At 71.0% G+C, this 20,754-nt stretch carries 20 protein-coding genes; 4 read left to right on the top strand and 16 right to left on the bottom strand.

The features are described from left to right. Nucleotides 1–79: 79 nt before the first annotated feature. Nucleotides 80–220 carry a hypothetical protein gene (locus ABKW26_RS12120; RefSeq protein WP_348594021.1) on the top strand — a complete coding sequence of 47 codons (141 nt, stop codon included), beginning with the start codon at nt 80–82 and terminating at the stop codon, nt 218–220. A gap of 30 nt (nt 221–250) precedes the next feature. On the opposite strand, the gene ABKW26_RS12115 is transcribed toward ABKW26_RS12120, so the two are convergent. From ABKW26_RS12115 to ABKW26_RS12100, 4 genes are all read right to left on the bottom strand, one after another. Then, nucleotides 251–793, bottom strand: coding sequence for a flavodoxin/nitric oxide synthase (locus ABKW26_RS12115; protein ID WP_348594020.1), 543 nt, complete (start codon nt 791–793; stop codon nt 251–253). Nucleotides 794–866: 73 nt separating this feature from the next. Continuing rightward, nucleotides 867–1,823 (bottom strand): universal stress protein, encoded by a 957-nt coding sequence (locus ABKW26_RS12110; protein ID WP_348594019.1) that lies wholly within the window; start codon nt 1,821–1,823, stop codon nt 867–869. Nucleotides 1,824–1,943: 120 nt separating this feature from the next. Continuing rightward, nucleotides 1,944–3,665, bottom strand: coding sequence for an FAD-dependent oxidoreductase (locus ABKW26_RS12105; RefSeq protein ID WP_348594018.1), 1,722 nt, complete (start codon nt 3,663–3,665; stop codon nt 1,944–1,946). Nucleotides 3,666–3,720: 55 nt separating this feature from the next. After that, on the bottom strand, nt 3,721–5,634 hold the full coding sequence (locus tag ABKW26_RS12100; protein ID WP_348594017.1) for a heavy metal translocating P-type ATPase: 1,914 nt from the start codon (nt 5,632–5,634) through the stop codon (nt 3,721–3,723). Between the two features lie 123 nt (nt 5,635–5,757). Here ABKW26_RS12100 and ABKW26_RS12095 point away from each other — a divergent pair, with 123 nt between their 5' ends. Together ABKW26_RS12095 and ABKW26_RS12090 are read left to right on the top strand one after the other, a co-directional pair. Then, the gene (locus ABKW26_RS12095) at nt 5,758–6,597 is read left to right on the top strand and encodes an LLM class F420-dependent oxidoreductase (protein ID WP_348594016.1); all 840 of its coding nucleotides are present in this window, start codon (nt 5,758–5,760) and stop codon (nt 6,595–6,597) included. Continuing rightward, entirely contained in the window at nt 6,594–7,280 is a 687-nt protein-coding gene (locus ABKW26_RS12090) for a DNA alkylation repair protein (protein ID WP_348594015.1), read from the top strand. The genes ABKW26_RS12095 and ABKW26_RS12090 overlap by 4 nt, the downstream gene beginning before the upstream one ends. An 89-nt stretch (nt 7,281–7,369) precedes the next feature. Here ABKW26_RS12090 and ABKW26_RS12085 read toward each other — a convergent pair whose 3' ends face one another. The 10 genes from ABKW26_RS12085 to ABKW26_RS12040 all read right to left on the bottom strand — a co-directional run bounded on the left by ABKW26_RS12085 (nt 7,370) and on the right by ABKW26_RS12040 (nt 18,237). Further along, the gene (locus tag ABKW26_RS12085) at nt 7,370–8,059 is read right to left on the bottom strand and encodes a DUF3618 domain-containing protein (protein WP_348594014.1); all 690 of its coding nucleotides are present in this window, start codon (nt 8,057–8,059) and stop codon (nt 7,370–7,372) included. Further along, nucleotides 8,056–8,496: a phage holin family protein gene (locus ABKW26_RS12080; RefSeq protein WP_348594013.1), complete on the bottom strand. Its 441-nt coding sequence runs from the start codon at nt 8,494–8,496 to the stop codon at nt 8,056–8,058. The genes ABKW26_RS12085 and ABKW26_RS12080 overlap by 4 nt, the downstream gene beginning before the upstream one ends. Further along, nucleotides 8,493–9,428, bottom strand: coding sequence for a hypothetical protein (locus tag ABKW26_RS12075; RefSeq protein WP_348594012.1), 936 nt, complete (start codon nt 9,426–9,428; stop codon nt 8,493–8,495). The genes ABKW26_RS12080 and ABKW26_RS12075 overlap by 4 nt, the downstream gene beginning before the upstream one ends. 42 nt (nt 9,429–9,470) lie before the next feature. Then, entirely contained in the window at nt 9,471–10,436 is a 966-nt protein-coding gene (locus ABKW26_RS12070; protein ID WP_348594011.1) for a manganese catalase family protein, read from the bottom strand. A gap of 180 nt (nt 10,437–10,616) precedes the next feature. Further along, the gene (locus tag ABKW26_RS12065; RefSeq protein ID WP_348594010.1) at nt 10,617–10,802 is read right to left on the bottom strand and encodes a hypothetical protein; all 186 of its coding nucleotides are present in this window, start codon (nt 10,800–10,802) and stop codon (nt 10,617–10,619) included. Between the two features lie 161 nt (nt 10,803–10,963). Continuing rightward, the gene (locus ABKW26_RS12060; protein WP_348594009.1) at nt 10,964–11,380 is read right to left on the bottom strand and encodes a hypothetical protein; all 417 of its coding nucleotides are present in this window, start codon (nt 11,378–11,380) and stop codon (nt 10,964–10,966) included. A 71-nt stretch (nt 11,381–11,451) separates the two neighbouring features. Further along, nucleotides 11,452–12,633 (bottom strand): cation:proton antiporter, encoded by a 1,182-nt coding sequence (locus tag ABKW26_RS12055; protein ID WP_348594007.1) that lies wholly within the window; start codon nt 12,631–12,633, stop codon nt 11,452–11,454. 144 nt (nt 12,634–12,777) lie between these two features. After that, entirely contained in the window at nt 12,778–15,528 is a 2,751-nt protein-coding gene (locus ABKW26_RS12050; RefSeq protein WP_348594005.1) for an HAD-IC family P-type ATPase, read from the bottom strand. 146 nt (nt 15,529–15,674) lie between these two features. After that, on the bottom strand, nt 15,675–16,481 hold the full coding sequence (locus tag ABKW26_RS12045) for an alpha/beta hydrolase (RefSeq protein ID WP_348594003.1): 807 nt from the start codon (nt 16,479–16,481) through the stop codon (nt 15,675–15,677). Between the two features lie 70 nt (nt 16,482–16,551). Next, nucleotides 16,552–18,237 carry a cation:proton antiporter gene (locus tag ABKW26_RS12040; RefSeq protein WP_348594001.1) on the bottom strand — a complete coding sequence of 562 codons (1,686 nt, stop codon included), beginning with the start codon at nt 18,235–18,237 and terminating at the stop codon, nt 16,552–16,554. A 351-nt stretch (nt 18,238–18,588) separates the two neighbouring features. Here ABKW26_RS12040 and ABKW26_RS12035 point away from each other — a divergent pair, with 351 nt between their 5' ends. Beyond that, entirely contained in the window at nt 18,589–19,473 is an 885-nt protein-coding gene (locus ABKW26_RS12035) for a hypothetical protein (protein WP_348593999.1), read from the top strand. 43 nt (nt 19,474–19,516) lie between these two features. On the opposite strand, the gene ABKW26_RS12030 is transcribed toward ABKW26_RS12035, so the two are convergent. Together ABKW26_RS12030 and ABKW26_RS12025 are read right to left on the bottom strand one after the other, a co-directional pair. Further along, nucleotides 19,517–20,176 carry a dihydrofolate reductase family protein gene (locus tag ABKW26_RS12030; protein ID WP_348593997.1) on the bottom strand — a complete coding sequence of 220 codons (660 nt, stop codon included), beginning with the start codon at nt 20,174–20,176 and terminating at the stop codon, nt 19,517–19,519. Between the two features lie 51 nt (nt 20,177–20,227). Then, complete coding sequence (locus ABKW26_RS12025) at nt 20,228–20,704, bottom strand: helix-turn-helix domain-containing protein (RefSeq protein WP_348593995.1); 477 nt, start codon at nt 20,702–20,704, stop codon at nt 20,228–20,230. Between the last annotated feature and the right edge of the window lie 50 nt (nt 20,705–20,754).

Here is a 20,754-nt window from a genome sequence, read left to right as displayed (position 1 = left end):
TGGACCGCCGTTCTCTGCGGATGGGGACTGTATCGCGGGACACTTCTCGCGACCAGCACCACGGTGAAGCGAGGATCTCATGAGCCACCTGTCGGCATGGAGCGCAGAGCACGTCGTGCAGCCCGTCAACCCCGGGCTCGCGCACGTGCTGCTGTGGCTCGTCCTGCACCCGCACGCTGCGGCGCGCATCGTCCGCCGTCGGACGGTCCGCGCCCGCTAGGTCGGCTCCGCGACCGACGGTACGGCCACGTCAGGCGGTGCGGCCGGCCCCTTGGCCGGAGCGCCCGGCGACCTCCTCCGCGAGCGAGACCCCCCAGGAGCGTGCGCGTGTCGTCTCGTCCGGGACGAGCGGCCCCGGCGTCCCTTCGACCCAGAACGACTCGGATGGTGCCACGAGGTCGAACCCCGACCGTCGGAGGCGCTTGTGCATGGCGCGGGCGGCGGAGCCGGGCATGCGTGGGTGCGAGACGCGGGTGTCGAAGGTCGCCGCCGCAGGCCTCGCGGAACCGTCGGGGACGGGTGGCAGCGACTCGAGCCACTCGCGGATCCCCGTCTCGCCGGAGACGACCGGGCCCCCGCGCTGCTTCGCCGCGTCCGCCCGGGTACCGGGCCGGCTCATCCCGAACGCGTGCGTCGGCCCACCCACGACGAGGAGCTCGGTGCCTGGTCGCCACACGGCACCGCCCACCTCCGCCAGCTCCACGTCCAGACGCGTCGACAACCCGTCCGCGACGGCCCGCGCCACCTCCTGCGTGTTGCCGAACATCGACTCGAAGACCACCAGTGCCCGCATCCTGCCCACCCCCGTCGTGTCGTCTCTCCAGGGTCGACCGACGGAGGGGTCCGGCGCCAGGGACCCAGGTCCCTCAGGAGGCGGCGCCCGGCGAGGCGCTGTCCGTGCCCTCCACGTGCCCGCTGCCGGCCTCGTCGTCCACCCCTGCGCGCACGACGAGCACGGTCTGGTCCGCCTTGCGCACCACCTCGCTGCTCACCGAGCCCATGAGGAGACCTCGGAAGGCACCGAGCCCGCGCGAACCGACGACGATCAGCCCGGCACCCTTGCCCGCCTCGAGGAGAGCGCGCGGCGGGTCGTCGAAGCGCACGTCGACGGACACCTCGAGCCCGGGATGCGCCTCGGTCAGCTCGCGGGCGAGCTGACCGACCTTGTCGTCCGCCCCGGCCGTGTCCGACGACCCGTCGGCGTCGCTGGAGGTGTCGCTCCCTGCCGCGGTCTCGCCGTCGCCATGGCGACCCAGACGGGTCGGGCGCGCATGCACCACGACGAGTGGTGTGCCGCGCAGAGAAGCCTCGTGCGCGGCGACCCGAGCGGCGGCCACCGAGGGCACCGACCCGTCCACGCCCACGACGACGGGCGCGCCGTCCTCTGCGCCCGCCTGCGCATCACGGACGACGGCGACAGGACAGAGCGCGTGCGCGGTCACGTGCGAGCCGGTCGACCCGAGCCGGCGACGACCGCTGTGGCCCCGCGCGCCGACGACGAGCAGCCCGGCTCCCCGGCTGACGTCGCGCAGCACGGGGACCTCCGAGCCGTGGAGCAGCCGGGTCGACACGGTCACGCCCGGCCAGCGCTCGCGGACGCGCGGGAGCGTGTGCTCGAGGTAGCTGCGTGACTCGGCCTCGAACATCTCGTCCTCGAGGAGCGGGTACCAGCCGATCACGTTGATCTCCCGCGTGCCGGGGCACGCTCGCACGAGGACCGCCTCTGCGCCCCGGCGCGCGGCTTCCGCCATGCCCCACTCGAGCGTCTGTGCACTGTGGGCTGAGCCGTCGAGAGCGATGATCACCGAGCCGTCGTGTGCCATGCGGGCCTCCTGAGCAGGTCGAGAGCGACCGCGTCCACGGTCGTCTTCACACTAGCCCTCAGCGCCGATACCGCGCATACCGTGACACGGGACCCTCGACCGCTCCGCACCGCTCGTCGGTCACCTGGCGAGGTGCGGGTGGACCGCCGTGAGGGTGAGCCAGCCACCGGAGAGGTTGCGTGCGTCGATGCCGGCGGCCACGAGCACGCGCGTCGCGATGTGCGAGCGGACGCCGCTCGCGCAGTGGACGCTGACGCCACGCCCTGCGGCTGCGGCGCGCACCTCCTCGACGCGGGTGCGCAGCTCGGTGTGCGGGACGTTCAGGGCCCCCTCGAGGTGGCCCTGCTCGAACTCGCCCGCCGACCGCACGTCGAGGACGAGCGTCTGAGCGCTGACCGTGTCGAGCTCGGTCGCGTGCCACTGCGGCATCGTGCCGTCGAGCACGTTCTGCGCGACGAAGCCGAGCATGTTCACGGGGTCCTTCGCCGACCCGTAGGGCGGCGCGTACGCCAGCTCGAGCTCGGCCAGGTCGTCCGCGGTCATGCCTGCTCGCAACGCCGTCGCCAGCACGTCGATACGCTTGTCCACCCCGTCTCGGCCCACGGCCTGCGCACCGAGCAGCCTGCCGTCCCGCGCGAAGGACGCGACGACGTGCACCTGCTCCGCCCCCGGGAAGTACCCGGCGTGGTGCCCGGGGTGGATGCGGACGACCTCGTGCTCGATCTCCGCGCGGGCGAGCGATGCCTGGCTCGCACCGGTCACGGCCGCCGTCAGTCCGAACACCCGGACGATCGCGGTCCCGAGCACCGACGCCTGCGGGGTGGTGCGCCGACCGAGCATGGAGTCGGCTGCGCGGCGCCCCTGACGGTTGGCGGGTCCCGCCAAGGGCACGGGACCTGCGGCACCTGTGACGGCCGAGAGCACCTCGACGGCGTCACCGACGGCCCAGACGTTCTCGTCGGACGTCCGCTGGTCCGCATCGACACGGATGGCGCCCGAGGCGCCCAGGTCGAGACCGGCCGCGCGAGCCAGGTCGCTCGCCGGACGCACACCGACGTTGACCACGACGACGTCCGCCGCGACCGTCGTCCCGTCCGACAGGGTGACCTCGACAGGGTCGTCGTCGGTCCCGTCGTCGATCCTGGTGACGCTCGTCGCCGACACCCCGAGGTGCAGTCCGACCCCGTGCGCTCGCAGCTCGTCGGCCAGGAGCGGGGCGAGCTCGGCGTCGAGGGGTGGCAGGACGTGGTCGGCGAGCTCGACGAGGTCGACGTGCAGCCCGCGCGCAACGAGGGCCTCGACGGCCTCGAGCCCGATGAACCCGGCGCCGACGACGACCGCGCGCGGCGGAGTGCCGGGCTCGGCGCGGGCCAGGACGCGATCGACGCGGGCGGTGAGGGCGTCGAGGTCGGGGATCGTCCGCAACGAGTGCACGACGGGGTGGTCCAGTCCGTCGATGGGCGGCCGGACGGCGACGGCCCCGGTGGAGAGGAGGAGCGCGTCGTAGGGGAGCGTGTACGTCTCGCTGCCGGATGCGACGGTCACCGACCGTGCCGCACGGTCGATCGCCGTGACTCGGCTCCCGGTGCGCACGTCGAGGGCGAGCGCGGCGGCCAGCGACCCTGGCGTGTGGAGAAGGAGGGCGTCTCGCTGCTCGATCTCGCCGGAGAGGTGGTAGGGGAGGCCGCAGTTCGCGAAGGAGACGTACTCCGACTGCTCGAGCACGGTGATCTGCGCGCTCTCGTCGAGGCGTCGTGCGCGTGCCGCTGCGCTCATCCCGCCGGCGACCCCACCGACGATGACGATGCGGCGTGGTTCGGTGGTGTCTTCGGTGGAAGTCATGGTCACAGCATACCCCTCGGGGTATGCTGGACGAGGCTCTGGCGGATGGCGTTCGTCACAGTCGGCTGCCCTGCGCCCGACCGAGCTCCACGCCGTGACCGACCGAGCCGACAGCCGGACGCCGACGCGACCAGCCACGGTGGCGGCGCGACCCCGTCGCGCGCAGCGCCCAGAGGATGGAGAGCACGTCCACGCCCTCCTGCGACCACGCACCGACGACCGCGGGCAACGCCCCGGTGGCGGCCACGCCCATGAGCGCCACGCTCAGACCGATACCCACCCAGATGCTCTGGAGCGCCACGTTCACCGTCTCGCGACCGATCGTCAGCGTCGTGCCCACCAACGCCACGTCGTCGCGCAGGATGACCACGTCCGCCGACTCGCTCGCCGCGGTCGCACCGCGTGCCCCCATCGCGATACCGACGTCCGCAGCTGCGAGCACCGGAGCGTCGTTGACCCCGTCGCCCACCATGACGACCGGGCGGTCGGTCAGGCCCACGACAGCATCGACCTTCTCGGCCGGGAGGCACTCCGCTCGCACGTCGTCGATGTCCAGCTCCGCCGCGACGTGCTCCGCCGTGGGGCGCGCGTCGCCCGTGAGCATGACGACGTGACGGATCCCCTGGGCGCGCAGATCGGCGATCGTCGCACGCGCATCCTCACGGACCTCGTCGCGCAGGACGAGAGCACCGGCGTACGAACCGTCCACCCCCACGTACACGGCCAGCTCACCAGGCTCGAGCGGCGTCGCAGGCACGTCCCCGACCGCAGCGGCGACGAACCCGCGCTTGCCGACCACCACGGTGCGTCCCTCGAGCAGGGCCGTCACACCGTTGGCCGTCGACTCCTCGGCCGACCCGGCCCCGGACAACGCGAGCCCGCGCACGGCAGCACCGGCGAGGACCGCCTGAGCGAGCACGTGAGGGGAGGACTGCTCCGCCGACGCGGCGAGCGTCAGGACCTCGTCACCCGACAGACCGCCCGCGGTCCGGACCTCGGTGAGCTCCGGACGGCCCCTGGTCAAGGTGCCCGTCTTGTCGAACGCGACCGACCGTGCCCGGTGGAGCTTCTCGAGCGTCCCGCTGTTCTTGATGATCGCGCCGGCATGCGCCGACCGGCTCATGCCCGCCATAAACGCGACCGGGGCAGCGATGATCAACGGGCACGGGGTCGCCACCACCAGCACCTCCGCGAACCGCACAGGGTCTCCCGACGCCCACCACGCCGCCCCCGCGATCGCGATCGCCACGGCAGTGAACGGGACCGCGAAACGGTCCGCGAGCCGCACCATCGGAGAGCGGCTCGCAGCAGCACCCTCCACGAGCGAGATGATCTGCTGATACTGGCTGTCCCGCGCAGCCCGCGTCACCTCGAGAGTCATCGCGACCGCCCCGTTCACCCCGCCGGACAGCACCTCCTCGCCCGCCACCCGCTCCACGGGAAGGCTCTCGCCGGTGAGCGAGGACTCGTCGAGGTCGGCACCAGCGGTGAGCAGCGTGCCGTCGACAGGCACGACCTCCCCGGCGCGCACGACCACACGGTCACCGGGACGGATCTCGTCGACCGGGACGTCCTGCGTCGACCCGTCCGCACACAGACGGTGCCCCGCCCGCGGAGCGTTGCTCAGCAGCGCCGTCAGGTCCCGCTCGGCGCGGTGCGCCGCGTAGTCCTCCAACGCCTCACCACCCGTGAGCATGAGCACGACGACCACCGCCGCCCACACCTCGCCCACCGCCACCGCCGCCCCGATCGCGGTCACCGCGAGGATATCCACACCCACGTTCCCACCACGCAGCTCCCGCACCATCGCCCACGCAGACCTCGCCGCGACCGACGCAGCAAAACCACCGAGCAGCCACGGTGCGACCCACGCCCACGACGTCGCCGACAGCACTCCCGCGCAGAGAGCGACGAGCACCGTCGTCACCACCAACGGGTAGCGACGCGCGGCGCTCAGGAACCTGTCCATGACACCGGTCTACTCCTCGAGAACACGGCGCCGCCAGCAAGGTGAGGCTGTCCGAGCACACCGAGCGTGCCCGGACGCGCCCCCGTACCGTAAGCCCAGAACCACCACCGATCGGAGACGCCCATGACCACCCCACAGACCCCCGCAGATGCCCACCCGACACGACGCCCCGTGCGCATCGGTGTCCAGATCGCCCCCCAGCACGCCACCTACGAGACCATCCGCCAGACCGCCGCAGCCCTCGAAGACCTCGGCGTCGACATCCTCTTCAACTGGGACCACTTCTACCCCCTCAGCGGCGAGCCCGACGGACTCCACTTCGAGTCCTGGACGATGCTCGCCGCGCTCGCAGAGCAGACCACCCGCGTCGAGCTCGGCGCGCTCGTCAACTGCCACAGCTACCGCAACGCGAACCTCCAGGCCGACATGGCACGCACCATCGACCACATCAGCGCCAAGGGCGGCACCGGCCGCTTCATCTTCGGCACCGGGTCCGGCTGGTTCGAGCGCGACTACGACGAGTACGGGTACGCGTTCGGCACGGCCGGCAGCAGGCTCGACGCGCTCGCAGCCGGCCTGCCGGTGATCGAGGAGCGGTGGGCGCGGCTCAACCCGCCGCCGACCCGCCGGATCCCCGTGCTCATCGGTGGGGGCGGGGAGAAGAAGACGTTGCGGATCGTCGCGAAGCACGCCGACATCTGGCACAGCTTCAGCGACGCTGCGACGCTCGAGCGCAAGCTCGGCATCCTGGCCGAGCACGGGCGCGCCGTGGGGCGAGACGTGGCGGAGATCGAGGTCTCGACCGAGATCGGCAGCCGCAGCCTGAGCGAGGTCGAGGAGCACCACGCTCTCGGCGCGACCCTCTTCACCATCGGGATCTCCGGACCGGACTACGACGTCTCCCGCGTGTCCGACTGGCTCGCCTGGCGGGACGAGAAGAACGCCCAGGGGGCACGAGCGTGACCACCGGTGCCGACGGACCGGATCCCGTCGGTGACGTCCTGGCCGAGCTGGCGGCGCTGGAGGACCCGAAGATCCGCGCGGTCAACGAGCGCCACGGCGACGACCACGGTGTCAACCTCACGCAGCTGCGTGCGGTCGCCAAGAGGCTCAAGACCCAGCACGACCTCGCGGGCCGGCTCTGGGGGACAAGTGACACAGCCGCCCGGCTCGTCGCGATCCTCGTCTGCCGGCCCAAGGCGTACAGCGCGGCCGAGCTGGACGCCATGCTGCGCGACGCACGGGTACCCAAGGTGAACGCCTGGCTCGTCAGCTACGTCGTGAAGAAGAGTCCGCACGTCGAGGAGCTGCGGACGCGATGGTTCGTCGATCCCGACCCGGTCGTCGCCGCCGCAGGGTGGGCCCTGACGAGCGACCGCGTGGCGAAGTCCCCGGAGGGCATCGACCTGGACGGCCTGCTCGACCTCGTCGAGTCGCACATGAAGGACGCGCCGGAACGGTTGCAGTGGGCGATGAACGAGTGCCTCGCCACCATCGGCATCCATCACCCCGAGCATCGGGCGAGGGCGATGAGCATCGGCGAGCGGCTCGAGGTCCTCAAGGACTACCCGACACCGCCGGGCTGCACCTCCCCGTACGCGCCGATCTGGATCGCCGAGATCGTCCGGCGTCAGACCCTCGCATAGGCACTGCTCGTCCGCAGTCGATCCGCACGCACGACGATGCCCTGACCGAGTGGTCAGGGCATCGTCGTGCTCGGGTCGGGCCGCGGTCGTCAGCCGGCGGACCCCTGGACGGATCCCCGTGACTCCTGCGCCTGGTCCTGGACCGTGCCCTGCGCATGCTGCGCCTGGTCCTTGACCTGCTCAGAGGCCTCTCGTGCCTCGTGGGCGACGTCCTGCGCGCCGCTCGCGGCCGTCTCCTTCACCTGTTGCGCACCGTCGACCGCCGTGTCCTTGACGTTCGTGAACGCCTCGGTCGCGGGCTCACGCAGAGTCGCACCAAGATCCTGCGCGGCACCCTTGAGCGTGTCGGTGGCGTGCTGCACGCCCTCGTTCTCCTTCGCGGCACGCACGGCGTCCTGCTCCGTGCGGGTCGCCGGGAGCAGCGCGGCGGCGAGCATGCCGACCCCGAAGGCGACGAGGCCGGCAGCGAGCGGGTTGCCCTCGGCCGTGCGACGCACGTCGCCGGGCGCGCTCTTCGCTGCATCAGCGACGGAGCCGCCGGCGTCACGGACGCCGTGCGCGGCGCTGTGCGCAGCGTCGTGCGCGCTGTCTCCCGCATCGGAGGCGGCGCCGAAGACCTTGTCCTTGACGCCGCCGACGGCGGACCTCACCTTGTCGGTCTGCCGCTGGGCGATCTTCGAGGGGTTGACCTTCTCCTCGAGGTTGTCCACGTCCTGGCTCAGTGCGGCACGGGTGGCCTCGATGTCTGCGCGGATCGCGTCCGGGTCGTTCGTCGTCATGATGTCTCCTGTCCTGTGAGCGCGTCGGGGATCTTCTTGAGCGTGTCCGCAGTCTGCGGAAGCCCGGGGGTCTGCTCGAGTGCCTTCTTTCCTCGGAGCGCGAGGACCGCGGCCACGGCCGCCCAGAGGAGGGCGACGATGAGTGCCGACCAGCCGAGGGCCGGGTCGCGGTCGCCGATGAGTGCACCGAGGGTCCACCACAGGGCGACCGACAGGAAGAACACCGCGAAGTGCGCCGCCCATGTGGCGCCTCCGAGGAGACCCACGCCCTTCCCGGCCTTCGTGGCGCTCTCCTGCGCTTCCGCCTTCGCCAGCGCGATCTCTTGCCGGACGAGGGTCGAGAAGTCGCGCGTGAGGTCGCTGAACAGCTCGCCGACCGAGGAGTCGGCCGGGTCGTCGGGGCCGGGTCGCGGCGCTTCGGGGGACGGGACCGTCATCGCAGGCCTCCTCCGGCGAGCGGGTCGGTTCCCCCACGTGCAGAGCCGGGGACCGACCCCGTGGCGCTGTCCGCGGCGTATCCGCCGGGCGTGGAGGTCGGCACGGCGGGGACGCCGTAGTCGACGCCGTAGTCGGAGGCGGGGACCGGGGTGGGGACGGCGGTGGCGGTCGGGACGGGAGCGGTGGTGGCCGTCCTGTCCGAGGTGCCTCGTGCACCAGCGGTCCCGGCAGGCTCGCTGGAGTCGGCGGCGTCGGCCCTGAGGCTGCGGGTCACCCGACCTGCGACGAGTCCCAGTCCTGCGGCGATGGCGATGAAGGTTCCCGGCGAGCGTCGTGCGAACTGCTTGACGTCGGAGAGCACCTCCTCCGGCCCGCGGTTGTCGAGCCACTCGCTCGCTGTGGCGAGGTACCCGGAGGCGCGCCGTGCGACGTCGCTCGCGATGCCGGGCTCGTCGCTGGCGGAGGCCATCGAGCTCAGCTCGTCCGAGATGGAGCGTGCTCCCGTGGAGAGGCGTTGCAGCTGGACGCCGGCTCCCTCGGAGAGCTCGGTACGGCTCTGCTGCCAGAGGTCGCTGACCTGGACCTTCGCTTCTGCGAAGGTCTCCTTGGCGCGGTCTGCGGCTTCTGCGGCGGTGTCGCGGGCCATCGTCTTCTCGGCGTCGAGCACCGATCCGGCGGCGTCCTTGGCCGTGCTCGCGAGGCCGGCGGCCTCGTCCTTCGTCGTGGCCGCGAGGGTCGCCGCCTCGTCCTTGGCCGTGTCCGCCAGGTGCGACGCCTTCTCGCGTGCGCCGCCCTCGTCGCTGTCGGACCCGCTACCGAAGCCGTCAGGTTCGCCGTAGCGCGGGGCGGGTGGCGACTGGGGAGTGCTCGGGTAGCCGGTGGGGTTCGTCCCCTCGGTGGGGTGCGGCGGGCTGGTGTAAGGGTCCGTCATGGTCGTACCTTTCGTGTGCGTGGTCGAGGGTGGTGGCAGGGCTCAGGAGCCCGACCCGGGTTCCACAGGGGCGTAGACCGGCGGGACGTCGGCCATCTCGAGGTCGGCCGTGGCCTGGATGAGGGCCAGGAGATCGGTGTCGAGACCGGGGGAGAACTCCTCGAAGCGCTCGTCCGCGATCGTCGACGGGAACCCTGCTGGTGCCTGCTCGTCGGCGAGGAGCTCGGTGCCGTCCTTGGAGGGGGACATGCCCTGGAAGATCTTCCCGGCCTCGGAGGCGTTCGTGAGGTCGAAGGTGTACTGCTTGCTCTGCAGTCCCAGGTCGACGAGCTTCTTGACCTCGGGGAACTTCTCGGCGTTGGTCTTGGGGATCGGCAGGAGCTTGCCCCAGTCGACGCCGAGCGTCTCGAGCGCCTTCGCGTAGGCGTTCTCGTGGGCCTGGTCGCGCACGATGAGGTACGAGATCGTCGAGCGGGCCGTCTTGTTCTCGGTCATCTCGTAGATGCGGCACTTCTGGAGGCGGCCCGTCGACTCGAGCATGAGGTTGTAGAGCAGGTCGAGCACGAGGTTGCCCGAGTTGTAGACGTAGCTCCCGCTCCAGGGGTTGCCGGCGGAGTCGACGGGCAGAGCGCCTTGGGCGGCGACGAGGTAGTGCTGGATGTTGCCCTGGTCCAGAGCGCTCTCGAGCGGGATCGCGCCCTTGGCCCCGGGGGTGTCGAGCGGGTCGGTCTTCTTGCCGTTGTAGCGAGGTGACCCGTCGAGCAGGCGAGCGATCGTGGTGCCGATGAGCTCGACGTGGCTGATCTCCTCGGTCCCGATGCCCTGGAGGAGGTCGCGGTACGGCTTGCCCGTCGGTCCTCGGAAGTTGATGCTCTGGAAGAGGTACTGCATCATCGTGCGCATCTCGCCGAACTGGCCGCCGAGACCCTCTTGGAGCGCGTTGGCTGCCGCGGGGTCCGGCTCGTCGGCGACGATCTCGTGGATGAGTCGTTGGACGTGGAGGAACATGGGTTGCCTCTCGATCTGGATGGTGCCGGGTGGTCGTCCGTCGGGGTCGCCGCACAGACCCGGGAGCGTGGTTCGCTCCGGGTGGTCAGGTGTGATGGATGTGCGGCGAGGGTCGCTTCGCGTCGTGCGCGAGTGACGGTGGCTCTCGGCACCGTCGGGCCGTGGCGGGCGCAGGTGGTTCTAGACGTCGCTGTCGTGGTGCGCGGGACCAGGGGTGCTGGCCGTGGTGTCGCGGGGGTTCAGCATCGCCGGATCGGCATCGGGGTCGTCCGGGCCGGACCTGTCGTCTGACCTGTCGTCACGAGGGTTGAGGGTGCCTGGATCGGCATCCGTGTCGCTCGCGGGATCGTAGGGCTGCTCGCTCATGGAGTCTCCTCGGCTGCGGGGGATCGGCGGCGACCGAGGGTCGCGACCGTCTCGCCGCCAGCTTGACGAGGTGGTGGTGGAGCTGCCGTGGTCGGTGTGGAGCGCTCGACTGTTCGGCTTCACCCAATGTAGGTCAGGGCAGCCGGGCGCGCGCGCCGAGATTACTCGTCTCGCTCCGTGGCTGGTCGGCCGGCGTTCTGTGCGCCGAGCCTCTTGCGCAGGAAGGCGATCGGGAGGAGGAGGGTCGCCAGCGCTGTGACCAGCCACACGAGGACCACCGCCGCGATCCAGGTCGTCACGCCACCGGTCACCTCGAGCCCGCCGGTGAGCGCCATCGCCGCAAGGAGAGCGACGTACGTCGACACCAGTCCGACCCCACCGAGGAACGCGCTGGCGTACTTGCGTGTCATCAGCGCGATGAAGGGCGACAGGATCGCCTGCGCGACGGTGAACACCACGACGGCTGTGGCGAACCCGGCGGCCGTGAGGCTGAACCCGTCGACCACGAGCGACGTGACCCAGAGCCCGACCGCGGCAGAGCCGAGGAAGATCGCCACCCGGATGAGGAAGATGACCATGCCGCGATCGTAGACCTGGGGGCGGCACGGAGACCAGGGTCATGTGGCCCGTGGGAGTCGGCCGCGAGCGGTCAGGGTACGCGTGCCGGTGAGACCGGTCGCTGTGCGAGCGCGAGGAGCGGGAAGAGCAGGACCGAGACCATGCCGGCCCCGACGAGGGCGGCGGCGGTGGTCTCGGCGAGCAGCCCGGCGTCGACGCCGATGCTCGTCACCGCGACGATGATCGGCAGACCGGTCGCGCAGAACAGTGCGATCGCTCGTCTGTCGGCAGCGCTCGACCCGACCGGGGCGGCAAGGATGCCGGGGAGGCCGCGCACGAGCAGCAGGAGGACGACGAACACCGGGACCAGGGCGAGTGCGCTGGGGTCGTCGAGCAGCGCCCGGAGCTCGAAGGTGACTCCTGTGCTGATGAAGAACACGGGGACGAGGAACCCGTAGCCGAGAGCCTCGATCTTGCTCTCGACGAGCTCGCGATCGTGCTCGGGCGCCTCGGCGACGAGCAGGCGCCACTGCATGCCGGCGACGAAGGCCCCGAGCAGCATGTCGAGGCCCAGCACCATGCTCAGCGTCACGAGGACCGCGAGGAGCAGCAGCACGAGCCTGATCGCGAACTGTCCGCTCGTGTGCAGAGTGGCCGCGACGAGACCGTGCAGGGACGCGTGCGGGCCGCGCGACGCCCACCACACGGCCGCTGCCGCGATCGCGACGAAGACGAGGAGCACGATCGTGGCGGCGCCTGGACGTCTGCCGCTGAGGAAGATCGAGATCGCGAGGAGCGGTCCGAACTCGCCTGCGGCGCCGACGGCAGTGATCGCACGGCCGAACGGCTGGTGCAGCTCGCCCGTGTCACGCACGATCGGCAGGATCGTGCCCAGCGCGGTCGAGCCGAGCGCGATCCCGATGATGGCTCCTGCGGAGAGGTCGGGAGCGATGAGCGCCCCTGCGGCGACGCCGGCCACGAGCGAGACGAGCCACCCGAGTCCTGCGCGACGGAGCGGGCGTCCGCGGATGGCCGAGAAGTCGATCTCGTTGCCCGCCATGAAGAAGAGCATCGCGAGCCCGAGCTCGGCGAGGGTCTCGGTGACGACGGTCGGCTCGACCCACCCGAGCAGGCTCGGTCCGAGCAGCAGACCCAGCACGATCTCGAAGACGACGAGGGGGATGCGTGCCACCCGACCGATGGCGGCGGCGATCACGGCGGCCGCCACCGCTGCGGCAGGGATGAGCAGGAGCGCGAGCTCCTCGTGGCTCATCGGGTCACGGCCTCGGTGCTGCGCGACGACGTGCGCGTCGGGCACGGACAGAGACGGGCCGCATGAGGACATACCTCTCAGATCGTGACGCTCCGCTACACGGGCATCATGGCTCTCTCTGGGCTCCTGCGCATCCTGGGAGCCTCAGGTTCGTGTCTCCTGCCGGTCGCCGACGTGCCGGATGACGGCTTTGGCGGCTTCCATGAGGACGAACACGAGCACGGCGATCCCTGCGGTGAGCATCCAGCTGTGCAGTCCGATGGGGGTCGAGTCGAACCAGGCGTTCATGAACGGCGCGTAGGTGAACACGAGCTGGAGGGCGATGAGCGCGCCGGCCGAGATCCACAGGCTGCGGTTGCCGGTGAGCACCCGCACGGTGAACGCGGAGCCGTTGAGCAGGCGGCAGCTGAGCAGGAAGGCGAGCTGGCCGAGGGCGAGCATCATGACTGCGGACGTCTGCGCGACGGCGTAGTCGCCGGTGCGGTCGCGCTCGAGGAGGTAGACGGCGAGGGTCGCGGCGCCGAGGACGACCGAGGCGGTGAGGATCACGGCGACTGCGCGGGACGAGAGGACCTGCTCGGTCGCTGCGCGTGGCATGCGCCGCATGATGCCGGGCTCGGCGGGCTCGCCTGCGAGGGTGAGCGAGAGCGTGAGCGCGGTCGCCAGGTTGATCCAGAGGATCTGGACGGGGGAGAGCGGCAGGGCGATCGCCGCGAGGACGGCGACGAGGATCACCAGGGACTGCGCCCCGTTCGTGGGGAGGAGGAACACGACGGCCTTGCGGATGTTGTCGTAGATCCGTCGACCCTCCTCGACCGCGCGCTCGATGGTCGCGAAGTTGTCGTCGGCGAGGACGATGTCCGCGGCCTCCTTGGTCGCTTCGGTCCCCTTGATGCCCATCGCGACACCCACGTCCGCGCGGGTGATCGACGGGGCGTCGTTGACTCCGTCTCCGGTCATCGCGACGACCTCGCCGTGGGACTGCAGGGCCCGGACGATCCGTAGCTTGTGTTCCGGCGAGGTGCGGGCGTAGACGTCGATGTCGCGGACGACCTGGCGGAGCTCGTCGTCGTCCATCGCCTGGAGGTCGGCGCCGGTCAGTGCGGGCACGTCGCCCTCGGCGGGGGCGATGCCGAGCTCGCGGGCGATCGCCGTCGCGGTGCCGCGGTGGTCGCCGGTGATCATCTTCACGCGGATGCCTGCTGCGTGCGCCTCGGCGATCGCGGCGGTGGCCTCGGGGCGTGGCGGGTCGACGATGCCGACGACGCCGAGGAAGGTCAGGCCGACTTCGAGGTCGTCCAGAACGATGTCGTCGACGCCGTCTGCCGGGCGGGCGGCTGCGGCGAGCACGCGGAGACCTTGGGCCGACAGGGCGTCGACCCGGTCCTCCCACGCGGTCCGGTCCAGCGGGGCGGTCGTGCCGTCCGCGGTGCGCTCGGTGTCGGCGCGGTCGAGGAGCCGGTCCGGGGCGCCGACCACGTGCACGATGCGGTTCACGCCGTCGGGGGTGGTGCCGGGCGGGAGCTCGTCGAGGGTCGCGGAGAACTTGTGGGTCGACTCGAACGGCACCGCGCCGACCCGGGTCGCGGCGCTGGTGGCTGCGCCTGCCTTCGCTGCCAGGACGTCGAGGGCGCCCTCGGTGGGCGCGCCGACGACACGCCAACCGTCGTCGGTCTGCTCGACGTGGGCGTCGTTGGCGAGGCCGACGGCCAGCACGAGAGCGGAGAGGTCCGGGTGGGCGTCGAGGTCGGCGGTCCGGCCGTCGGCGGTGACGACACGGCCGGCAGGGTCGTAGCCGGTGCCCTCGACGGTGTAGGTGCCTCCGGCCGTGACGACGGTCCGGGCGGTCATCTCGTTCTGGGTGAGCGTGCCGGTCTTGTCCGAGCAGATCGTCGTCGTGGAGCCGAGGGTCTCGACTGCCTCCATCTTGCGCGTGATCGCCCGGCGCCGGGCCATCTGCTGCACGCCGAGCGCCAGCGTGATCGTCACGAGGGCAGGGAGCCCTTCGGGGACGGCGGCGACCGCGAACCCGATGGCTGCGGAGATGAGCTCGTCCGCGTCGAGGCCGTGCACGAACCGGCCGACGAGGAGCATGACGACGGCGAGCACGCCGATGAGCACCGCCAGCTGCGTGCCGAGGTGCGCCATCTGGCGGGCGAGCGGGGTGTCCATCGCGTCCTGCTCGGAGACCAGGGCGGAGATGCGGCCGATCTCGGTGCCGCTGCCGGTCCCCACGACCACGCCTTCGCCGGTTCCGGCCACGACGATCGTCCCGGAGAAGAGCATCGAGGTCCTGTCGCCGACGCCCGCGTCCGCCTCGACGACGTCGTCGGACTTGGTCGCCGGCACCGACTCTCCGGTGAGGGCGGACTCGTCGACCTGCAGCTGGGCTGCGGTGAGGAGCCGGACGTCGGCCGGAACCCGGTCGCCGCTGCGGACCCGCACGAGGTCGCCGACGACGAGCGTCGCGGAGTCCACCACGCCCCAGGTGCCGTCGCGTCGTACCTGGGCGCTGAGCGACTGCATCGTGCGCAGGCCGGCGAGGGCTGTTGCGGCCCGCCCTTCTTGGACGAAGCCGATGAGGCCGGTCGCCACGATCACCACGACGATGACGGTGAAGTCGACCCAGTCGCCCGTGATCGCCTTGAGGACCGCGGCGGCGACGAGGATGTAGATGAGGACGTCGGCGTAGTGACCGATCAAGCGCTTGAGCACGGACGGCTGCGGCGGCTCGGGGAGCTCGTTGCGCCCGTCACGGACGAGCCGCTCGTCGGCGTCGTGCTCCGTCAGCCCGTCCGGTGAACCGGCGACCGCCTGCACCACGTCGGCGCCGGCGAGGGACCAGGGAGTCGGCAGGGTGTCGACGCGTGGGTGGTCGGGTGCGGCGGTCGTCATGGACTGGCTCCTTGGCGCTCTGGATCTCTGCGGTCGGGTCGGTCTCGTCGGTCCGCAGGGACTGGTCGCGGGTGCCGACGCCGCGCTACCTCCTGCTTACCATCCCGACGATCCTGACGGCGACACGGTTCCCGACGCGCCGGGGATCATCGCTCTGCATCGGCGACCCAGGCGAGCACCTGGTCCGCGAAGTCGTCGGGCCGTTCCATCGAGGGCAGGTGGGCGACGTCGTCCCACACCACGCCGCGCACGTCGTGGAGCCCGGCGAGCAGCGCGTCGGCTGCCAGCAGGACGCTGTCGATGTCGAGCCCGCCGGAGATCACCAGCGACGGCACGCCGATCTCGCTGAGCCGCTCGGGCGCAATGGGATCGAGCTCGTCCTCTGACGCCCAGACGTCCTCGGGCCATCCGGCCGTGATCTCGAAGGCATGGCGCTGCATCGTGCGGACCGCGTCGCGGACCGTGGCCGCCACGACGTCGGGCCCGCGGTGCGGGCCGTCGACCCACGCCGCGAGGTTGGCCTCGACGGCCGCGTCGAGGTCGCCCGCCGCGAGGGCGCGGCCCTCCGTCGCGACGAATGCCATGAGCTCGTCGCTCTCCTCGGTCAGCAGCGACCCACCGGGCGCCGCCAGCACCAGCGACCTCACGGTCGCCGGCCGCTCGAGCGCCACCTCGATCGCGACGCCGGCCCCGAACGAGCAGCCGACCACGTGCGCGCGGTCGATCTCGAGATGGTCGAGGGTCGCGATCACGTCGGCTCGGGGCGACCACGGGCCGTCGGGTCGGGCCGTCGACTCGCCGTAGCCGCGCAGGTCGATGCGCACGACGTCGCGGGTGGCGGTGAGGGTCGACCAGATCGGGTCCCACATCCGGCGGTCGGCGATCCCGGCGTGGATGAGCAGGATCGGTGCCAGGCCGGTGCCGGTGGGTCCAGAGCGTTCGTGGGCGAGCATCCGGCCAGTCAACGCTCCTCACGCGCCCGAGGCAACGTCACGCCGCGCGCTGGCGAGACCAGACCCGACCTCAGTCCTCAGGCTTCAGCGCCTGTGCTGCCTGTTCGGCGGCGTCGTCGAAGGGATGCAGCACGAGGTCCACCCTCCCGGCAGCCGTCTCCTGGGCGAGAGCGGCCGCGTGCGAGTCGGTGTGCGCGGTGACGGCGAGCCTGCCGGTGAACTGCAAGCGCTGGAGCGCCGACGCGAGCACGCGGTTGACGTCGACCTGCGGGATGGTGCTGACCACCCACCTCGCCGACGCCAACGGGAGGCTCGCAGGGAACTCCGGGTCCTCGGCATCACCGAAGATGATGCGAACACGCTCGGATGCTTCCGGAGCCGCCAGGTCGGTCCGGGCGAACGGGTCCCAGTCGACCACGAGGACATGCTGCCCGTCGTCGGCGAGGCGCCGGACGATGTGCCGGCCATAGCGGCCGTAGCCGTAGACGATCACGTCGACGGGCGGGAGATCGGGCGGTGGGGCGGCGAGGGTGCGCCGGCGTTCGAAGATGCCGAGCAGGGGTGAGAGTCGTTCGAAGATCTCGTGGGAGTAGATGATCAGGTAGGTGGAGGTGCCGATCGTGACCATCCCGACCAGGGTCACCAGTCCGACGGCTTCGCTGCCGATGTGCCCGAGGTCGAGGCCGAGCGCGACCAGGATGAGCGAGAACTCGCTGATCTGGGCGACCGCCAGGCCGGCGAGGAACGAGACCCTCTTCGGGTAGCCCATGAGGCCCATGATCACCAGCACGATGAGCGGGTTGCCGATCAGCACGAACACCGAGAGCGCGATGGCGGCCGGGACTTGTGAGCCGATCTCCGCGAAGTCGAGCTGGGAGCCGAGCTCGATGAAGAAGAACAGCAGAAGGAAGTCACGCAGGCCGGCGAGCGACGAGGCGAGCGACTCGCGGTACGGGGTCGATGCCAGCGCGAAGCCGGCGAGGAACGCGCCGACCTCGATGGAGAAGCCGAGCCAGTCACCTACGGCAGCGACGGACACGGCCCAGGCCACCGCGAAGACGATGAGGAGCTCTTGGGAGCCCGCGACGAGGGCCATCAAGCGGGGGAGCACCCACCGCATGAGGATGGCCAGGCCGACGAGGAGGGCCATGCCTTGCGCGGCGACGAGAAGGATCCGGACGCCCACGGACCCCTCGTAGTCTCCGCTGAAGGAGGAGAGGACGATCATGAGCAGCACGACGACGATGTCCTGCACGATGAGGAAGCCGAGAGCGATCCGGCCGTGCAGCTCATCGAGCTCGCGCTTGTCCGAGAGCAGCTTGACGATGATGATCGTCGAGGAGAAGGTCAGGGCGATCGCGACGTACAAGGCGGTCACGGGCTCCATGCCGAGCATGATCGCGAGCGCGTACCCGATCACCGAGGTGAAGACCACCTGACCGAGCCCGGTGATCACCGCGACCCGACCCGTCGTGCGCACCAGGTGGAGGTCCAGCTTCAAGCCGACGAGGAAGAGCAGGACGGCGATGCCCATCTGAGCGAAGAGCTCGAGCGGCTCGTTCTGCTCGACCCAGCCGAGCGCCGACGGACCGACGATCACGCCGACCGCGATGAAGGCGACGATCAGGGGTTGGCGGGCACGGTTGGCGAGCAGCCCCACCACGGCGGCGACAGCCAGCACTGCGGCGGTCATCTGGAAGGTGCTCTCCATGGTCAGGTCGACCGAGGAGAAGACGGACGGGATGGTGCGGCGCAAGCGTGCTCGTCACAGACGAGCGTCGTGGTGTCGGGTGTCGGGGTCGCGCACTCGAGATCGGTCATTCGGCCTCCGTGGACAAGGGTGCACGAGTGTCGCTGGGCGTCGATCGGTGGTGTCGAGCATTCTGCCAGAGCGACCTCCGGACCCGCAGGGACGGCGGCCTGGCTCCGTCGCGCCGGCGAGCGACGCCGGCACGGACCGGAGCCCGAGGCGCTGCCCTGGGCTCCGTGCAGAAGGCCAGGTCAGCCTCCGAGAAGGCTCCGGAACGCGTGCTACGGTCTCACCCACGCTGGCAGAGACCTCGCCGGCTTCAGGGTTTCGGGAGCTTCACCGTGGAGGATGCAGCACGTGCCCGACATCGACGCGATGGCTGAGCCTCGGTGGGCCGAGATCGGCCCACCGAGGCGGTCCGCCTCCCGCGGTTCCCGGCGCTCCTCTCGGGGTCTGGTGATCGCGTTGGTCGTGCTCGCCGTAGTGGTGGTCGGCGTGCTGGTGCTCCGCGCCGTCCGCTCGGGTCCGCCTGTGGCGTTGGAGGAGGCGTTCGGCGATGACGGACTCAGGGCGTGCGTCGCCCGGGCCCTCGGCGTCGACGTCGACGACACGGTCACCGAAGATGACCTCGAGGGCATCGACCGTCTCGAGTGCGCCCTGAGCAACCTCGACGGGGACGGACCCGACCGCGCGCCGATCAGGCACCTCGAGGGTATCGAGAGCCTGGTCGGCCTGGAGCAGATCAACCTCGGGTGGCAGCCCCACGTCACCGACCTCCGACCGCTCGCGACGCTACCCCGGCTGGCCTCCCTCAACCTCCTCTACGTCCCCATCACGGACCTCACCGGCATCGAGAGCATGACCGCCCTCACCACTCTCGAGCTCGGCCAGGACGGCTGCTTCACACGCTCGGGAGAGACCCGGCTGAGCGACATCTCCCCGCTCGCAGGTGCCGAGCGGCTCGAGTCCGTCAACCTCACGTGCACCGACGTGAGCGACCTCGCCCCGCTCGCCGGCCTCTCGGCACTGACGTCTCTCGCACTCGCGGGAACACCGGTGCGCGACGTGGGGCCGCTCGCAGGGCTCCCCGCGCTGCGGACGCTCAGCCTGGGGTTCACGCCGGTCGAGGACGTGTCGCCGCTGGCGGACCTGGTCACGCTCCGCTCGCTCGACCTCATCGGGGCCGACGTCCTCGACGTCAGCTCTCTGGACGGGTTGCCGGACGTCGAGATCACGCGCTGAGGCGGTGGTGCTGGGTCGGTTCGCCGACGAGGCGCTCGCGGTCCTACCGCCCCGCGCGACGCGTGAAGACCAGATGGATGGCTCCGGACGGAGACGGGGTCGTCTCGATGTCGAAGCGCTCTTCGAGTCCTTCGAGGCCGTCCCAGAGCCGTTCGCCGCGGCCCAGGACGATCGGGACGATGACGATGTGCATGTGGTCGACGAGGTCGGCCGCGAGGAACTGTCGCACGGTGCTGGCGCCGCCGCCGATGCGGACGTCGAGGTCGCCGGCGAGGGCGCGAGCCTGCTCGAGCGCGGAGGCGGGGTCGGCGTCGACGAAGTGGAAGGTCGTCCCGCCGTCCATCTCGAGCACGGGCCGAGGATGGTGTGTCAGGACGACGACGGGGGTGTGGAAGACGGGGTTGTCGCCCCACCACCCCTTCCATTCCTCGTCCTCCCAGGGGCCGCGTTGGGGGCCGAACTTGTTGCGCCCCATGATCTCTGCGCCGATCCCGCGTCCCCAGCGGCTGGCGAACGCGTCGTCGACGCCGGTGGATCCTTCTGTCACGCCGTGGAGGCCCATGTCGCGGAAGGTGCGGGTCTCGAACGCCCACTCCATCAGGCGATGGCCGGCGTGGCCGAACGGGGCGTCGAGCTGTTGACCCTCGCCGGTGCCGAAGCCGTCGAGCGAGATCGAGAAGTTGTGCACGCGGACGAGGGACATGGTCATCTCCTGTGATGCTCGTCGAGAGCAGTCACCCTATGGGGAGCGGACCTAGCGGCTCAAGACCGGTCTTGAGCGCTGGACGCGCGTGTTCTCGCTCGTCAGTGGCGTTCCGTCGACAGACGTAGGGCGGAGTTCCGGGACGTGAGCGCCGTCGACACCCACGAGCACCGAGTGTTCTTCTCCGGCGGCGAACGCGTGTCGCTCGCCCCACTGCCGCAGCGTGAGGATCACCGGGAAGAGGTCCCTGCCCGCCGGGGTGAGCTCGTACAGCTTGCGTCTGCCCGTCGGGGCATCGACCTGGACGAGCAGGCCGTGTGCCGTGAGCTTGCGGAGCCGGTCGGTGAGGATGTTCCGGGCGATCCCGGTGCGCTGCTGGAAGTCGGTGAACGAGCGGGCGCCGTCCATCGCGTCCCGGATGACGAGCAGGCTCCACCGGTCGCCGACCAGGTCGGTGGTCCGGGCGACCGGGCAGCTCGGGTCGGTCCATGCGGTGGCCGCGGTGGCCGCGGTGTCGTCGTGCGTCATCACACCTCCAATGAGTTGCGTCTTGAAACCATTCTGCCGTACCTTCCGTT

This window comes from Sanguibacter sp. 25GB23B1, from assembly GCF_040012415.1.
GTDB lineage: Bacteria > Actinomycetota > Actinomycetes > Actinomycetales > Cellulomonadaceae > Sanguibacter.
Note: the sequence above shows the minus strand (reverse complement) of the source record. Positions and strands in the feature narration are given on the sequence as shown.

Excerpts from the sequence above, each read along its gene's own strand:
- ABKW26_RS12120 (WP_348594021.1), top strand. The coding sequence starts at position 80 with ATGAGCCACCTGTCGGCATGGAGCGCAGAGCACGTCGTGCAGCCCGTC.
- ABKW26_RS12115 (WP_348594020.1), bottom strand. The coding sequence starts at position 793 with ATGCGGGCACTGGTGGTCTTCGAGTCGATGTTCGGCAACACGCAGGAG.
- ABKW26_RS12110 (WP_348594019.1), bottom strand. The coding sequence starts at position 1,823 with ATGGCACACGACGGCTCGGTGATCATCGCTCTCGACGGCTCAGCCCAC.
- ABKW26_RS12105 (WP_348594018.1), bottom strand. The coding sequence starts at position 3,665 with ATGACTTCCACCGAAGACACCACCGAACCACGCCGCATCGTCATCGTC.
- ABKW26_RS12100 (WP_348594017.1), bottom strand. The coding sequence starts at position 5,634 with ATGGACAGGTTCCTGAGCGCCGCGCGTCGCTACCCGTTGGTGGTGACG.
- ABKW26_RS12095 (WP_348594016.1), top strand. The coding sequence starts at position 5,758 with ATGACCACCCCACAGACCCCCGCAGATGCCCACCCGACACGACGCCCC.
- ABKW26_RS12085 (WP_348594014.1), bottom strand. The coding sequence starts at position 8,059 with ATGACGACGAACGACCCGGACGCGATCCGCGCAGACATCGAGGCCACC.
- ABKW26_RS12080 (WP_348594013.1), bottom strand. The coding sequence starts at position 8,496 with ATGACGGTCCCGTCCCCCGAAGCGCCGCGACCCGGCCCCGACGACCCG.
- ABKW26_RS12075 (WP_348594012.1), bottom strand. The coding sequence starts at position 9,428 with ATGACGGACCCTTACACCAGCCCGCCGCACCCCACCGAGGGGACGAAC.
- ABKW26_RS12070 (WP_348594011.1), bottom strand. The coding sequence starts at position 10,436 with ATGTTCCTCCACGTCCAACGACTCATCCACGAGATCGTCGCCGACGAG.
- ABKW26_RS12065 (WP_348594010.1), bottom strand. The coding sequence starts at position 10,802 with ATGAGCGAGCAGCCCTACGATCCCGCGAGCGACACGGATGCCGATCCA.
- ABKW26_RS12060 (WP_348594009.1), bottom strand. The coding sequence starts at position 11,380 with ATGGTCATCTTCCTCATCCGGGTGGCGATCTTCCTCGGCTCTGCCGCG.
- ABKW26_RS12055 (WP_348594007.1), bottom strand. The coding sequence starts at position 12,633 with ATGAGCCACGAGGAGCTCGCGCTCCTGCTCATCCCTGCCGCAGCGGTG.
- ABKW26_RS12050 (WP_348594005.1), bottom strand. The coding sequence starts at position 15,528 with ATGACGACCGCCGCACCCGACCACCCACGCGTCGACACCCTGCCGACT.
- ABKW26_RS12045 (WP_348594003.1), bottom strand. The coding sequence starts at position 16,481 with ATGCTCGCCCACGAACGCTCTGGACCCACCGGCACCGGCCTGGCACCG.
- ABKW26_RS12030 (WP_348593997.1), bottom strand. The coding sequence starts at position 20,176 with ATGTCCCTCGTCCGCGTGCACAACTTCTCGATCTCGCTCGACGGCTTC.
- ABKW26_RS12025 (WP_348593995.1), bottom strand. The coding sequence starts at position 20,704 with ATGACGCACGACGACACCGCGGCCACCGCGGCCACCGCATGGACCGAC.